Origin of the sequence: Streptomyces sp. NPDC052040 (assembly GCF_044548405.1) — a bacterium.
Lineage (GTDB): Bacteria > Actinomycetota > Actinomycetes > Streptomycetales > Streptomycetaceae > Streptomyces.
Genome location: NZ_JBIUBV010000026.1, coordinates 1 through 15,097, shown reverse-complemented (window position 1 = coordinate 15,097; position 15,097 = coordinate 1). Strand labels below are relative to the sequence as shown.

At 72.2% G+C, this 15,097-nt stretch carries 9 protein-coding genes and 1 pseudogene; 4 read left to right on the top strand and 6 right to left on the bottom strand.

The genetic code is table 11. The features are described from left to right. Window positions 1-32 precede the first annotated feature (32 nt). Complete coding sequence (locus ACIHAA_RS30910; protein WP_399822994.1) at window positions 33-713, bottom strand: CBS domain-containing protein; 681 nt, start codon at window positions 711-713, stop codon at window positions 33-35. 190 nt (window positions 714-903) lie between these two features. Between ACIHAA_RS30910 and ACIHAA_RS30905 the strand changes: the two genes are divergently transcribed. From ACIHAA_RS30905 to ACIHAA_RS30895, 3 genes and pseudogenes are all read left to right on the top strand, one after another. Then, window positions 904-1,779: a universal stress protein gene (locus ACIHAA_RS30905; protein WP_399822992.1), complete on the top strand. Its 876-nt coding sequence runs from the start codon at window positions 904-906 to the stop codon at window positions 1,777-1,779. A 56-nt stretch (window positions 1,780-1,835) separates the two neighbouring features. After that, window positions 1,836-4,253, top strand: a complete 2,418-nt coding sequence (locus ACIHAA_RS30900) for a glycoside hydrolase family 65 protein (protein ID WP_399822990.1) — start codon at window positions 1,836-1,838, stop codon at window positions 4,251-4,253. A 121-nt stretch (window positions 4,254-4,374) separates the two neighbouring features. Next, window positions 4,375-4,578: pseudogene (locus ACIHAA_RS30895) on the top strand (integrase core domain-containing protein); the annotation flags it as partial. Here ACIHAA_RS30895 and ACIHAA_RS30890 read toward each other — a convergent pair. Further along, complete coding sequence (locus ACIHAA_RS30890; RefSeq protein WP_399822988.1) at window positions 4,575-5,756, bottom strand: acyl-CoA dehydrogenase family protein; 1,182 nt, start codon at window positions 5,754-5,756, stop codon at window positions 4,575-4,577. The pseudogene ACIHAA_RS30895 and the gene ACIHAA_RS30890 overlap by 4 nt on opposite strands. Before the next feature lie 145 nt (window positions 5,757-5,901). On the opposite strand from ACIHAA_RS30890, the gene ACIHAA_RS30885 reads away from it, so the two are divergent. Continuing rightward, entirely contained in the window at window positions 5,902-6,255 is a 354-nt protein-coding gene (locus ACIHAA_RS30885) for a DUF6479 family protein (RefSeq protein WP_399822986.1), read from the top strand. Between the two features lie 109 nt (window positions 6,256-6,364). Here the strand turns inward: ACIHAA_RS30885 and ACIHAA_RS30880 are convergent, their stop codons facing one another. From ACIHAA_RS30880 to ACIHAA_RS30865, 4 genes are all read right to left on the bottom strand, one after another. Further along, the gene (locus ACIHAA_RS30880; protein WP_399822984.1) at window positions 6,365-7,720 is read right to left on the bottom strand and encodes an NAD(P)/FAD-dependent oxidoreductase; all 1,356 of its coding nucleotides are present in this window, start codon (window positions 7,718-7,720) and stop codon (window positions 6,365-6,367) included. A gap of 106 nt (window positions 7,721-7,826) precedes the next feature. Next, window positions 7,827-9,689 (bottom strand): AMP-binding protein, encoded by a 1,863-nt coding sequence (locus ACIHAA_RS30875; protein ID WP_399822982.1) that lies wholly within the window; start codon window positions 9,687-9,689, stop codon window positions 7,827-7,829. Beyond that, window positions 9,686-11,320: a histidine ammonia-lyase gene (gene hutH / locus ACIHAA_RS30870; protein WP_399822979.1), complete on the bottom strand. Its 1,635-nt coding sequence runs from the start codon at window positions 11,318-11,320 to the stop codon at window positions 9,686-9,688. Before hutH ends, ACIHAA_RS30875 begins: the two co-directional genes overlap by 4 nt. Before the next feature lie 28 nt (window positions 11,321-11,348). Beyond that, complete coding sequence (locus ACIHAA_RS30865) at window positions 11,349-14,993, bottom strand: thioester reductase domain-containing protein (RefSeq protein WP_399822977.1); 3,645 nt, start codon at window positions 14,991-14,993, stop codon at window positions 11,349-11,351. Window positions 14,994-15,097: the final 104 nt, after the last annotated feature.

Genomic DNA, 15,097 nt, shown 5'->3' with positions numbered 1-15,097 from the left:
TGAATGCCTACCCGTGCCCGCGGGCACGGGGGTCATTCCGCCGGGCAAGGGCCGACCGGGCTCGGTTCCTCTCCACCCAGCAGCGGCTCGACACCCACCACGCCCTCCAGCCCGCGGACGAGGCGCTCGGCGACCCAGATGAGCGAAGTGTCGTGGACGGGCCCGCGGAGTGTGACGATCCCGTCCCGCACGGACACGTGGATGGCATGCGCGTGCAGGGGGAACAGGTAGGACACCACCGTGCGGCGGACCTCCTCCTCGATGTCCTCGTCGGACCGCAGGAACACCTTCAGCAGGTCGCCACGGCTGACGACTCCGCCCAGCCGGTCCGCGTCGTCGACCACCGGCAGCCGCTTGACGTGGTGCACGGCCATCAGGCGAGCCGCCTGGGCGAGGGTGTCGTCCGGTCGGACCGTGACGGCGGGCGTGCTCATCACCTCCCCGGCGGTCATGCCCTCCGCCTTGGTCAGGTCGGACCGGCGTCGGATGCGCTCGAAGCGGCTCGGCTCACGGTTCCGGAACTCCTCCTTGGGCATCAGATCGGCCTCGGACACCACACCGACGACCTTCCCGTCGCCCCTGACGACCGGCACGGCACTCACCTGGCGCTCGTCCATGGCCTGCACGATCTCCTTGAAGCGCGCGTCGCGCCCGACGGCGACAGCGGGCGCGGTCATCACATCGCTCACGAGGTGCGGAACGGCGACAGGCATGTCCTGAGTCCTCGAAGGGTTCCGGAGGGGGTTGGCTCGGCCACGCCTCCAGCATCACGGCCGGCGCACACACCGCAAACCGGCCGGGGACCGACCGGTCCGGCCCGCTGGCGTGTCGCGGCCCCGAGCAGGCAGTGCGACGGTATTCACAGGGGCTCTCGGCCACCGGGCGGCAAAGGCGGTGACGGCGATGGACCTCCCACTGGTCGTGGGCGTCGACGGATCGGACTCCAGTCTGACGGCGGTCGACTGGGCTGTGGACGAGGCGGTACGGCACGGGCTGCCCCTTCACCTCGTCCATGCCTCCCTCTGGGAGATGTACGAGGGAGCCCAGCCGTCCTTCAGTACGGACCGCCCGGCCGAGGAGGTCATGGCCGGGCACATCGTCGCCTCCTGCGTGGAACGGGCCCGCCGCCGCAACCCCGAGCTGAAGGTCTCGGGCGAGGCACTGGCCCAGGACGCCGTGTCCGCGCTGCTGCGGGCGGGCCCCGAGGCGTTCGCTCTGGTCACGGGATCACGCGGGCGGGGCGAGATCGCCGGGATGCTCCTGGGGTCCGTAAGCCTTGCGGTTGCGGCACGCGCCGTCTGCCCAGTCGTCGTGGTGAGAGGCGCGGAACCCAACCGCCCGGGAACCCCTGGCCGCATCGTCGTGGGTGTCGGTGACGCGACCGGCAGCGCGGCGGCGGTACGGTTCGCCGTCCGCGAGGCGGAGGTGCGAGGCTGCGCCCTGACGGCCGTACGGGCCTGGCGCAATCCGTCGCAGGAACCCGTGGACCACATGCTGATCGCCGACGACGCTGCCAGGCTGCGCGAGGAGCGGGCTTCCACCGGCCTCGACGACGCACTGCGTGAGGCCGTACGAGAGCACCCCCGGGTCGATGTCCGACGTCAGCCGCTCGAAGGCCCCGCCCACCGGATTCTCCTGGAGGCGTCGACCGAGGCCGACATGATCGTCGTCGGCGCCCAACGGCGACACGGACACTTCGGTCTGCAGCTCGGGAGGGTCGCCCACGCCCTCCTGCACCACTCGGACTGCCCGGTCGCCGTCGTTCCCCAACCGGTCTGAGACTCGCCGCACGTACTTGGGCCTCCAGGGCCTCCGGAGGACAGGAAGGGTGGCGGATGCCGCAGTGGACGTGGGAGTGGACGGGCTATCACCCCGCCGCCGAGCGATTGCGCGAATCCCTGTGCACCCTCGGCAACGGTTACTTCGCCACTCGGGGCGCGCTGCCCGAGCGCCGGGCCGGCCTGGTGCACTACCCGGCGACCTATGTGGCCGGCTGCTACAACCGCCTGGCGTCGACCGGGACGGGGCGGCGTGTGGTGAACGAAGATCTGGTGAACCTCCCGAACTGGCTACTTCTCCGATTCCGTCTGCGCCACGCCCAGGGAGCGTGGGGTCCGTGGATCTCTCCCAGCACGCACACCCTCCTGGACCACAGGCACATCCTGGATCTGCGCCGCGGCACGCTCACCCGGTCCTTCCGCCACCGGATGGACGAGGGGGGTGAGCTCAGCGTCGAGCAGATCCGCCTGGTGCACATGGGGGATCCCCACCTGGCCGCGCTGCGCACGGTCATCGCGGCCGAGGACTGGTCAGGCGAGATCGAGATCGAAAGCTCGATCGACGGCGAGGTGATCAACGGCAACGTGCACCGTTACCGCGCCCTCAACTGCCACCATGTGACCCATGTGCGCACCGGCGCCCACGAGCCCCACACGGTCTGGCTGACCTGTCGGACCAACACGTCGGACATTTCCATCGCCCTGGCCGCCCGGACGACGGTCATCGCCGACGGGGCTCCGGCCTCGTCAGTGCTTCGCCCCGCCCGCCAACGCGCGGTCCACCGCCTGGTGATCGCCCTCTCACCAGGCCGAACCGTCACCGTGGACAAGACCGTGGCGCTCCACACCTCGCGCGACACGGCGATCAGCGACCCGCTCGGCGAAGCGGTTGACCGGGTGACCACAGCACCGGGCTTCCCCGCCCTGCTGGACTCCCATGTCGCCGCATGGGAACGGCTGTGGCGGCGCGCCGACATCCAGGTGCCCGGCGAAGCCGGCCGCATCCTGCGCTTCCACCTCTTCCACGTCCTGCAGACGCTGTCACCCAACACCGCAGACCTGGACGTGGGAGTTCCCGCCCGGGGCCTGCACGGCGAGGCGTACCGGGGCCATGTGTTCTGGGACGAGCTCTTTGTACTCCCGTACCTCAACCTGCACTTCCCGGAAGTCTCCCGGTCCCTGTTGAACTACCGCTATCGGCGCCTTCCGCGTGCCTGCAGAGCGGCTACTGCGACAGGCCGATCCGGCGCGATGTACCCGTGGCAGAGCGGCAGCGACGGCCGTGAGGAGTCCCAGGAATGGCACCTCAACCCCGCGTCGGGCCGCTGGCTGCCCGACCACTCCCGTCTCCAGCACCACGTGGGTTCCGCGATCGCCTACAACGTCTGGCAGTACTGCGAAGCCACCGGCGACACGGAGTACCTGCACACCAGGGGCGCGGAGATGCTGCTACAGATCTCCCGCTTCTGGGCGGACCTCGCCGCCTTCGACCCCGAGACCGGCCGCTACCGAATCCGCGGTGTCGTCGGCCCTGACGAGTACCACGACGGCTACCCGGGCGCCGCCTTGCCGGGACTGGACGACAACGCCTACACCAACATCACTGCGGCCTGGGTCCTCACCCGCACCCTGCAACTCCTACGAGGCCTGCCCGCATGGCGCCGCGAGGAACTGCTCGACCGGCTCCGACTTGACGTCGGCGAGCTGCGGGAGTGGGAGGAGGTCTCCCGCCGGCTGCGGGTGCCGTTTCACCGGGGAGTCATCAGCCAGTTCGAGGGCTACGACGACCTCGCCGAACTGGACTGGGAGGCCTACCGTGCGCGCTACAGCTCCATTCGCAGGCTGGACCGGATCCTGGAAGCAGAGGGCGACACGGCCAACCGTTACAAGGCGTCCAAGCAGGCCGACGTCCTGATGCTCGGCTACCTGTTCTCACCCGCCGAGCTGGGAGCCCTGTTCCAGCGTCTCGGGTACGACCTGGACGACGACGTCTGGCGCAGAACCGTGGACTACTACCTCCAGCGCACCAGCCACGGCTCCACCCTCAGCGAACTCGTCCACGGCTTCGTCCTCGCCCGGGCCAGACGCGCCGACGCATGGCAGTACGTCCACGAGGCACTGGAGGCGGACGTTGCCGACATCCAGGGCGGCACAACCGGCGAAGGTATCCATCTCGGGGCCATGGCCGGGACCCTCGACCTGGTCCAGCGCGGCCTGTCAGGGCTGGAGACACGTGAGGACGCCCTGTGGCTGGACCCGGTGCCTCTGCCGGCCCTTTCCGAGTACGGGTTCACGGTGCACTATCGCGGTCACTGGGGCGTAGGCATACGCCGCCGGAGCGGGCAGCTGGAGATCAGTGTGCCGGACTCGGAGGAATCCCCGATTCGCGTGATGCTCGTCGATCGGGCGGTGACCATCGCGCCGGGGGAGACCTGCTCGCTCGTAGTGCCGGACCCCTTCTCGGACCGCTCCTAGCCGTGCAGCAGACCCGTCCCGCCTTTCGCCTTCAGGGAGGTTGCGAGCGCCCTGGTCAACTGCCGCAGGCGCATCCAGTGCCAGCCCCGGCCTTGCCCTGGCCGACCTCGGCGCGGCCGGCAGACTCACCCGCATCTACCGGCCGCAGACCAACGGCAAGGTCGAACGCTTCAACCGCACCCTGCTACGGCCCTACACCTCGAACACCGAGCGGACCCAAGCCCTGGCAGACTCCCTCCACACCTACGACCACCGCCGCCACACCGCACTCGACGGCCAGCCACCCATCAGCCGCGTAAACAACCCTGCGGGTCAATACAGCTAGCGCCGTACGCGGGGCATGCCCAGGCCTATCCAGGAGATGATCTCGCGCTGGATCTCGTTGTTGCCGCCGCCGAAGGTGAAGATGACGGCCGAGCGGTAGCCGCGTTCCAGTTCGCCGTGGAGGACCGCGCCTGCTGAGCCCTCCTTCAACACGCCTGCGGCGCCGACGATTTCCATGAGCCAGGCGTAGGCGTCGCGGCGGGCCTCGGAGCCGTAGACCTTGACGGCGGAGGCGTCCTGGGGGGTGAGGGTGCCGTCCTGGACGGCGCTCACCATGCGCCAGTTGAGCAGCTTCAGGGCGTCCAGCCTGGCGTGGGTGCGGGCGAGGAGGTGGCGGACCCAGGGCAGGTCGACGACCCGGCGGCCGTCGGCGAGCTCGGTCTCCATGGCCCAGCGCTGTACGTCGTGCAGGGCGCGGATCGCCATGGTGCCGTGGGCGGCGAGGGTGACGCGTTCGTGGTTGAGCTGGTTGGTGATGAGCCGCCAGCCCTGGTTCTCCTCGCCGACGCGGTGGGAGACGGGGACGCGGACGTTCTCGTAGTGGCTCGCGGTGGTGTCGTGGGAGGCGAGGGTGCGGATGAGGGTGCAGGAGTAGCCGGGGTCGGTGGTCGGCACCAGCAGGATGGTGATGCCGCGGTGCGGCGGGGCGTCGGGGTCGGTGCGCACGGCGAGCCAGACCCAGTCCGCCGTGTCGCCGTTGGTGGTCCAGATCTTCTGGCCGTTGACGACGTACTCTCCCCCGCTGTCCCGTACGGCGCGGGTTTTCAGGGATGCCAGGTCCGTGCCCGCCTCCGGTTCGCTGTAGCCGATCGCGAAGTCGATCTCGCCGGAGAGGATCGCGGGCAGGAAGCGGGACTTCTGCTCCTCGGTGCCGTAGCGCATCAGGGTGGGGCCGACCGTGTTGAGTGCCATCAGCGGCAGCGGTACGCCCGCCTGCGCGGCCTCGTCGAAGAAGATGAACTGCTCCATGGCGCCCAGTCCGCGGCCGCCGTACTCCTCGGGCCAGCCGACGCCGAGCCAGCCGTCGCGCCCGAGGCGGCGGATGGTGTCGCGGTAGAACCGCTTCTGGCCCGCCGGGTCGCCGTGGCGGGCGTAGGCGTTGTGCGGTACGAGTTCGGCGAAGTAGCCGCGCAGTTCGGTGCGCAGGCGCTGCTGCTCGGGTGTGTAGTCGAGGTGCACGGCGCCTCCAGGGGTCCCAGGCCGGTCCTGACGGCGCACACCGTAGAACGTGTTGCAGAAATTGGGAATGGGGGTGGGGGCCGGTGTGCCCCGGCAGCCGGGTGATTCCCGGGTTCGCGCCGGGGGCCGTGGGTACCCGGGTGCCATGAGTACCGTGTCGATGAACATCGCCGTGTCCCATGGTCTGCAACTCGGCCTGTGGCCCTTCCTGGTGGGACTGGTCGTGGTGGCGCTGCTGGTCGGCGCCTTCTGGATGGGGGTACGCGTCCGGCGCCGGGAGTCCGAGCCGCCGCGCCCCGAGGAGCAGCCGCGGCTGCCCGAAGGGGGGCCGGTGGGTGAGGTCATGGAGAACCGTGAACCCGACGAGGTGCCCCGCGGCGGGGACCGCCTCACCCCGCACGAGCTGAGGGCGCACGGCAATCTCGGGTCCCGGACGAGCGCCACGAGCAGCCGTCCCCGCTGGGAGAACGGCGGCGGGGAGCCGGATGAGCGGCGCTGATCCGGCTCCCTTGAGCGGGTGACGGCGGCGCGGAACAGGTCGTGTGCAGGCCGTTGGCCGGTGTGCCCTTGTGGGGTGCACCGGCCAACGGCCTGTACGGGGTACGGGATCAGTCCGACGGGCGGGGTGCCGTGTGGGAGGTGATCACGTCCGGGGTGAGATACGCGTCGGGCCGCTCGAAGTCGGAGAGCGTGGCGGGGCGTCCGGCCTGGAAGCCGGTGCGGACGAAGTCGTAGCCCGTCAGCGCGTTGAGCGTCCAGTTGGTCAGGGTCCGCATCCGGGCCGGTACGGTGCGCAGGGCGGCCAGATGGTAGCCGCGCGCGACCAACTCGGCGGGTGGTCCGGTGAGTTCCACGCCCAGGGGCTTGGACACGGCCTGGAAGCCGCCGAGGTCGACGACGAGGCCCATGTCACGGTGGCGGTAGGCCTTGAGCGGGGTGCCGTGCAGGGCCGCCGCCACGTTTCTGGCCGCCGCCCAGCCCTGGCGCATGGCGTGCTGGGCGGTCGGCGGGCAGACCGCGCCCGTGCCCTTGTGCAGATCCGGGACGGCGGCGGCGTCCCCCAGGGCGAAGACGCCGTCCAGGCCCGGGACGGTGAGATCGGGGCGGACCACCAGCCGCCCGCGGTCGGTCTCGGCGTCCAGGGTGGCGATCAGGGGGCTGGCCGCCACGCCCGCGGTCCAGATCAGGGTGTGGCACGGCAGGGTGCGGCCGTCGGTGAAGGTGACGGTGTCCCGGGTCGCCTTGGCGACGGACACCTTCAGCGAGACATCGAGGCCGCGCCGTTTGAGCAGGGACAGGGCCCGCGCGCCCAGGCGGTCGCCGAGTTCCGGCATGAGCCTCGGGGCGATGTCGATGAGATGCCACTTCACCAGAGCCGGGTCCAGGCCCGGATAGCGCTTGACGGCGGCGGTGGTGAGGTGGTGCAGATAGGCGGCGGTCTCGGTGCCCGCGTAGCCGCCGCCCACCACCACGAACCGCAGCCGGGTCTCCCGCTCCACCGGGTCGGACGACGCCGCGGCCAGGTCGAGCTGGGAAATGACGTGGTCGCGGACCCAGGCGGCCTCGGCGAGCGTCTTCATGCCCACGGCGTGCTGTTCGACCCCGGGGATGTCGAACTGCCGGGTCACGCTGCCCGGTGTGAGGACCAGATAGTCGTAGTGCTCGACCTCCGTCTCACCGTTGATCTTCCGCACCACGACGGCCTTGGCGGCGGGGTCCACGCCGACGGCGCCGCCGGGGACGATGACGGTACGGCGCAGCAGCCGCCGCAGGCTGACCGCGACCGACTGGGGGGTGAGGATGCCCGCCGCGACATGCGGGAGCAGCGGCAGATAGAGCTGGGAGTCGTAGGGCGTGACCAGCCGGAGTGTGGCCTCGGCGGGCTTGAGGGTGCGCTCCAGTCTGCGCGCGGTCTCCATCCCGGCGAAGCCGCCACCGACGATCAGGATCCGGGGCACGGTCATCACAAGTACCTCCAGCCGGAGACATCGACGCCTGCCACGCTAGGGAACCGGAGCCCCCCACGCCACCGCGCCTTGGAGTCTTCCGTCTTCCCGGCCGCGGGGACCTTCAGTCGCGGCGGAGGATGCCGTTCGGCCGACGGGCGGTGATCACCCGTGCGGGGTCCGGATCGTCGGCGTAGAGCAGTTCGACGACCTCCTTGCGCCGGTCGGCCACCACACGGTGGTTGAGGTGGCCCTTGTCGGTGATCTCGCCGTCGTCGATGCTCGGCGGCTCGGCCACCAGGGCGAGGCGTTCGATGCGGGACGCGGCACCGGCGCCGGTGTTGAGCCGGGTGAGGATCTCGGTGAGGTGGTGGCGCAGTCCGTCGTGGGCGAGGAGTTCGGCGGGGTCGGTGGCGTCGGTGCCGAGCAGGGCGTTGGCCGGGTCCAGCGCGGGCCAGGCGATCGCGGCGATGTGCGAGCGGTCGCCGCCGACCAGTACGACGTCGGAGAGGACCGGGGCGGCCGAAAGCAGCGCGCCCCGCAGCCTGCCCACGACCACCCAGGTGCCGTTGGCCAGCTTGAAGTCCTCCGCGATCCGGCCGTCGAACGCCAGTCCACGGCGGGGGTCGCCTCCCGGGTCGAGCAGCCGCACCGCGTCGCCGCTGCGGTAGTAGCCCTCCTCGTCCAGCGCGGCGGAGGCCTCCGTGCCGAGGTAGCCGGGGGTGACCGAGGCGCCGCGCACCCGGATCTCGGTCCGGTCGCCCACGGGGACGAGTTTCACCTCGACGCCCGGCAGTGGAATGCCGATGCCCTCGCGTACGCCGCCGTAGGTGGAGGTCGCGGCGGGCCCGGTCTCGGTCGCGCCCCACGAGGAGACGACCTCCAGGTCGCGCCCGGACGCCGTGCGGGCGAGGGCGCGCAGCCGCACCCGCAGTGCGTCCGGCAGATCGGCACCCGCGTAGAGGATGATCCTCGCGCGGGACAGCACCCGCCGGGCGAGCCCGGGATCGCGCTCCAGCCGCTCGGCGAGCAGGGCGTAACCCGCCGGTACGTTGACGCAGACGGTGGGCGGGACCCGGCGCAGCGCCTCCACGGTGCGCTCGAAGGCGGCGGGCAGCGGTGCCCCGTCGTCGATGTACAGACTGCCGCCGTTGCACAGGGCCAGATGCAGATTGTGGTTGCCGCCGAAGGTGTGGCTCCAGGGCAGCCAGTCGGTGAGCACGGGCGGTTCGGCGTCCAGGAACGGCCAGATCTGCCGCATCATCTGCTGGTTGGCGGAGAGCATCCGATGGGTGTTCAGCACCCCCTTGGGGGTGCCGGTGGAGCCCGAGGTGAAGAGGATCTTCGCCACCGTGTCCGGGGTCAGGCCCTCCTCGGCCCGGCGCGCCGCACCGCCGACGGGGGTACGCCCCAGGCTGCCGGTCGTCTCGTCGCCCGGGCCGGGCCGCCGGGAGACCACCGTGCCCGGGACCTCCCCGGCGGCCCCCGGGGAGGTCCCGGCGGCAAGGACCGCCGCGTCCAGCGCGGCGCGGTAGCGGTCGCCGTCCTCCGCGTACACCAGTCCCGGCCGGACCAGTGCGGCGATGGCGCGCAGTCGGGCGTGGTCGGTGCTGCGCAGGGAGTAGGCCGTGCTGACCGGTACGACGGGGACGCCGGTGAGATAGCCGGCCAGGGTGAGCAGCAGATGGTCCAGGGAGTTGCCGGACAGCAGGAGCACCGGGCGGTGCGGGCCGCAGCCGCGGTCCAGATACGCCTGGCCCAGGGCGGCCGCGGTCTCGGCAGCCGCGCCGTAGGCGAGGGTCCGCCAGCCGTCCCCTTCGCGCTCCGCGGCGAGGGTCCGGTCCGGGGTTTCGGCCGCCCAGCGGCGCAGCTGGTGCGCGAGGGTCGGCGGATGGTCCAGCAGCTCCCCCGCCGCCCGCAGTACCCGGGTGCCGTCCGGGCGTTCCTCGCAGGTGACCCCGGCGAGGGCCGCCACCTCTGCGCTCACCGGACCGCCTCGCCGGACCCGGTGTCCTGGGTCTCGAGTTCGACCACACCCCGCAGGGCGCCCGAGCGGATCAGCGTCACCACGCGCTCGATGTCGGTGTCCAGCGGCCGGTCGCGGTCCAGGAACGCGCTCACCCCGCGGACCGCGTCGTAGGCCGCGCGGGTCGGGGGGCTGAGGTGCTGGAGGCCGCGCAGGTCCGCCGCCTGGCACAGGGCGATCAGATGGATGGCCGTGATGCGCTGGACGAGCTCCACCACCGAGCGGGCGTCGCGGGCCGCGATCGTGCCCATGCTCACCTTGTCCTGGTTGTGCGCCTCGGTGGAGCGGGAGAACGACGCGGCCGGCATGGTCCATTTGAGGGCTTCCGCGGCCAGCGACGAGGCCGCGATCTGCATGCCCTTGAAGCCGTGGAACAGCCCGGCCTCGAAGTCGTCCGGGCCTAGGGCGGGGATGAGGTTCGGGGTGAGGCCGTTGTTGAACTTCTCGTCGACGACCAGCTCCAGTTGGCGGTCCAGCAGGTCGCCGACGCTGGCGACCGCCGTCTTGAGGGCGTCCATCGCCTGGGCGACATGGCCGCCGTAGAAGTTGCCGCCGTTGCGGACCGTGCGGTCGGTGACGTCGAACAGGGGGTTGTCGTTGGCCGAGTTGACCTCCACGGCCAGCCAGCGCCGGGCCCAGTCGGCCGTGTCGCGCAGCACACCGGTGACATGGGGCGCGCAGCGGATCGAGTAGTGGTCCTGGATCGGGCGGTCCAGCTCGGCGAAGTCGGCGTCGGGCCGCCGGATGCCCGAGTCGGCCGCGATGTCGCCGGTGAGGACGGCCCGGATGGCCGCGGCGCTGGCCACCATGCCGTCGTGCGGCTTGGCCTCGAAGAGGAAGGGGGCGAAGTGGGAGGGGTTGCCGAGCAGTACCTGACTGGTCAGCGCGGTGCACAGGTCGGCGGTGAAGGCCAGCTCCTGGGCGTCGTGCAGGGCCAGGACGGCGAAGCCGGACATGAAGGAGGTGCCGTTGACCAGGGCCAGCCCCTCCTTGGCCTCCAGGGTCAGCGGAGTGAGGCCGCAGTCCGCCAGGGCGGTGGCGGCGGGCTTGTCCTCGCCGCGGTGGGTCACCGTGCCGCGCCCGGTGAGGGCGGCGGCGAGGTAGCTGAGCGGCACCAGGTCGCCACTGGCGCCGACGGAGCCGCGCTCCGGGATCTGCGGCAGGATGTCGGCGTTCAGCAGGTCGATGAGCGCGGCGACGATGTCCGGCCGTACCCCGGAGACGCCGCGGGCCAGGCAGTTGGCGCGGACCATGATGGTGGCCCGGACGACGTCCGCCTCGGCGAGCGGGCCGATACCGGTGGACAGGAAGCGGATCAGGTTGTCCTGAAGGTGGTCCACCTTGCGCTTGGATATCTGGCGGGCGCTGCTGTCGCCGAATCCTGAGGTGACGCCGTAGATGGGCACGCCCGAGTCGATCAGGGAGTGCTTCATCGCGTTGGACTCGGCCATCCGCCCGGCCACGTCGGCGGCCAGGGTGACGACCCGGGTGCCGGGGTGGCGGGCGACAATGGCGATGTCCTCGACGGAGAGCCGGTGCCCGTCCAGGGGCACCTCGCGCAGTCCGGCCCGCCGGTGGGTGGGTGTGAGCATGTCTGTCCTTCCTTGCTGCGGGCCTTCCCTACTGCGGGAAGTAGCCCGTTCGAGTGAAGAAAGCGTCGTAGGTGCGGAACAGCTCCCGGCTGGGCCGCGGGCACTCGATGCCGGTGCCCTCCAGTGCCGCATCGGTCGCGGAGCTGTCCATCGCCAGATAGACATCGGTGGCGCCGTCACCGGAGACCGCCTCGAAGGACTCCAGCAGCGGCAGCAGCGCGTTGCCGCGGTCGGCGGTGACCCGGTCGCGCCAGGCGGCGGGATCCATCTCGGTCAACTCATGTCCGAACGACCGCAGATGGGCCGCGATGTCGGCGAAGCTCACCGGTGACCGCCCGGACAGGTGGAAGGTGCGGCCCGTCGCCTGCGGGCTGCGGGCGAGGGCGAGGACGGCGGCGCTGACGTAGTCGACCGGCACCAGCTGGAAACTGCCGCCCAGTCCGGCCGGTACGGAGCGGGCCTGGAGCATTCCCTTGACGCTGAGCCAGACGAAGTCCCGGGTCTGGCAGGCGCCGTGCTCCTGGTCGCCGGAGACCAGGTCGACCCGGTGGACGGTGACCGGCAGGCCGCGCTCCCGGGCCAGGCCCACGAGTTGCTCGGCCACCCACTTGCTCCGGGTGTAGCCGGTGCGCAGCGCGTCGGGCGGCCCGGTCGGGTCGTCGGGGCGCAGCGGCACTCCGGGAACGACCGGGCGGGCGAAGACACCGGTGGTCGAGATGTGCTGCATCGGGACGCTGCGGTGCCGGGCGGCCAGCCGCAGCAGCTCGACGGTGCCGTCGACGTTGGCCGCCTTCAACGCCCCGTACGGCTGAAGCCAGTTGACCTGTGCGCCCGCGTGGACGACCAGGTCCACCGAGCGGGCCAGCGCGTCGAAGGTGTCGGCGGTCAGGCCGAGCCGGGGCCGGGCGAGATCGCCGACGACCACGTCCAGGCGGCCCGTGTCGATGTCGTCCCAGAGCCCGTACCACCGCAGGTTCCCCGTCACGCGGCGCAGGGCGTCGTCACGGTCGTCGCCGCGCACCAGGCAGCGCACCACGGCACGGGTGGTCCGCATCAGGTCCCGCAGCAGATACGCGCCGAGGAAGCCGGTCGCGCCGGTCAGCAGGACCTCGCCGGGGTCGGCCGCGACCTCGACGGTCGTCGCGGCGGCCCGGATGTCGTCGGGGAGGGCGATGTCGGTGGAGAGGTCGATGTCGGCGGAGAGGCCGATGTCGGCGGAGAGGCCGTCTGCGCCGGGGGCGTCCTCGGCGGCCGTGTCGGGGAGGAGTTCGCGCAGCAGGCGGTCCGCGACGGACTCCGGGGTCGGGTGGTCGAAGACCAGGGTGGGCGGCAGGCGCAGCCCCGACAACGCGTCGAGCTGATTGCGCAGTTGTACGGAGCTGAGCGAGTCGAAGCCCAGCTCGGGGAAGGGTACGTGCGCGGGCACCTCGGCCGCGCCGCCCAGCCCGAGGAGGTCGGCTACGCGGGCCCGGACGAGGTCGCGCATCCGGGTGCGGCGGTCGGCGGCGGGCAGGGCGGCGAGGTCCTCGGCGAGCCCGGCCGGGTCCGCGGTCGCCGCCGGGCGCCGGGCGCCGCGGCGGGCCAGCGCACGCAGCAGGGGCGGCACCGGTGACTGCCGTCGCACGGTGTCCAGGTCGATCGGGCAGCCGACGAGCACTGGAGTGCCGTCGGCGACGGCGGCGTCGAGCATGGCCATGCCGTGCTCGGTGGGGATCACGCCGAAGCCCTCCCGGGCGACCCGGCGCAGATCCGCCGCCGCGGACATGCCTGTGCCGTCCAGCTCCCAGGGCCCCCAAGCTACCGAGACCGCGGGCAGTCCCGCGACGGCGCGCCGCTGGGCCAGGGCGTCGAGGGCGGCATTGGCGGCGGCGTAGTTGGCCTGGCCCGGGCCGCCGAAGACGCCCGCGACGGAGGAGAACAGCACAAACGCGGTGAGGTCGTGGTCCCGGGTCAACTCGTGCAGATGCAGGGCCGCTTCGGCCTTGGGGCGCAGCACCGCGTCGAGGCGGGCCGGGGTGAGCGCGGTGAAGGCGCCGTCGTCGAGCACACCGGCGGCGTGCACCACGGCGCGCAGCGGCCGCTCGTCGGGAATGCCGTCCAGCACGGCGGCGAGGGCGGCGCGGTCGCCGACGTCGCAGGCCACGACGGTGGCGTGGGCGCCCAGCCGCGCCAGGTCCTCGACCAGGCGTGCCGCGCCCGGTGCACCGGGGCCGCTGCGGCTGGTCAGCAGGAGGTGCCGGATGTGGTGACGGGCGGCGAGGTGCCGGGCCACCGCGGCGCCGAGCGCACCGGTGCCCCCGGTGATCAGGACGGTGCCTTGGGCGGGCCATCCGCTGCTCGGCGCGGATGGGGGGGTGGACGCTGCCGTGGGCTTGGGTGCGGGCGTGGGCGCGGGTGCGGGCTCGGTCGCGGACTCGGACGCGGACTTGGACGCAGTCTCGGGCGCGGACTCGGGCTCAGGCGCGGACTCGGACGCAGTCCCGGGCGCGGATTCGGGCTCAGGTTCAGGCACGGAGTCAGGCGCGGTCGCGGGCCCCGTCGCGGTCACCTGGGCGAGCCGTGGCGCCAGGGCCCGGTCGCCGCGCAGCGCCAGCTGGGGGACGCCGGATGCGGCTATGGCTGTCAGGAGCTCCGGAGGGACTTCGGCATCGGCATGGGTGTCGACGAGGATGAAACGGCCCGGGTGTTCGGTCTGGGCCGAGCGCAGCAGGCCCCAGACGGCCGCCGTGTCCGAAGGGGCCTCCCCGTCCACCGCTACGGCACCCCGGGTGACTACGACCAGTGGGGCGCCCAAGTCGTCTTTTTCCAGCGCGCGTTGGGCGATGTCGAGGATCTGGTGGAGTTGGTCCGCGGAGTCTGCATACGCGACGGGCGGGACCGGTCCGTCGGCGGCGGGCAGGACCAGCGGTGTCCAGTCGACCCGGTACAGGTCGTCGGTGCGCCGGGCCGGGGGCGGGTCACCGTAGGTGATCTCGTCCGCGGTGGCGATCGGCCGCCCGGAGCGGTCGGTGAGCAGCAGTGCGGGGCCGCCGGATGCGGAGGGCGCCAGGCGGGCCGAGCGGGCTCCCGCGGCGTAGACGCGTACTCCGCGCCAGGTGAGAACGGGCCGGTGGCCGACCGCGGCGGACAGCAGCCCGGGGTGGAGGATCCAGCGCTCGGCCTCGTCGTCGTCCACGGTGAGTCCGGCGGGTCCGGCCTCCGTGTCCGGGGGCGGCACCACGGGCGCGGGGCTCAGGCGGCCGTGGGCGCAGCGCGTCCAGGCGGCGCCGTTCGCGAGGCGTCCGTGGATGCGTAACGCGCGGCGGCCGTCGGCACCGGGCGCGTCGACGGTGACCTGGACGTCGACACCGCCGCGCGGGGGCGGAGTGAGGGCGGCGTCGACCGTGAGGGTGTCCACGGTGGTGCAGTCGACCTCGTCGGCGGCGCGCAGTGCGGCCTCCAGCCAGACCGTTTCGGGTGCGTGGGCCCCGGTCAGCCGCCCGCTGAGGATGACACGGCCGCTGTCCGGGTCCTCGACCGACGAGGTGAGCAGCGGGTGTCCGGTCTCGGGGCGGTCGACGGTATGCCGGGCTGTCTGCCAGTAGTGGTGGTGGTCGAAGGCATACGTGGGCAGATCCACACGGCGGGCGCCGGTACCGGCGTAGAAGGCGTCCCAGTCCACCGGAACACCCACCGCGAACAACCTGCCCAACCCCTCCACCAGACGGGCCACTTCATCGCTGTCCCGACGCGCCAGCGCCACCGCGACCGGAACCCCCGTCACCAGACCCGTCAACC

Coding starts and splice junctions, on each gene's coding strand:
- ACIHAA_RS30885 (WP_399822986.1), top strand. CDS start 5,902: ATGAGTACCGTGTCGATGAACATCGCCGTGTCCCATGGTCTGCAACTC.
- hutH (WP_399822979.1), bottom strand. CDS start 11,320: ATGCTCACACCCACCCACCGGCGGGCCGGACTGCGCGAGGTGCCCCTG.
- ACIHAA_RS30900 (WP_399822990.1), top strand. CDS start 1,836: ATGCCGCAGTGGACGTGGGAGTGGACGGGCTATCACCCCGCCGCCGAG.
- ACIHAA_RS30910 (WP_399822994.1), bottom strand. CDS start 713: ATGCCTGTCGCCGTTCCGCACCTCGTGAGCGATGTGATGACCGCGCCC.
- ACIHAA_RS30880 (WP_399822984.1), bottom strand. CDS start 7,720: ATGACCGTGCCCCGGATCCTGATCGTCGGTGGCGGCTTCGCCGGGATG.
- ACIHAA_RS30905 (WP_399822992.1), top strand. CDS start 904: ATGGACCTCCCACTGGTCGTGGGCGTCGACGGATCGGACTCCAGTCTG.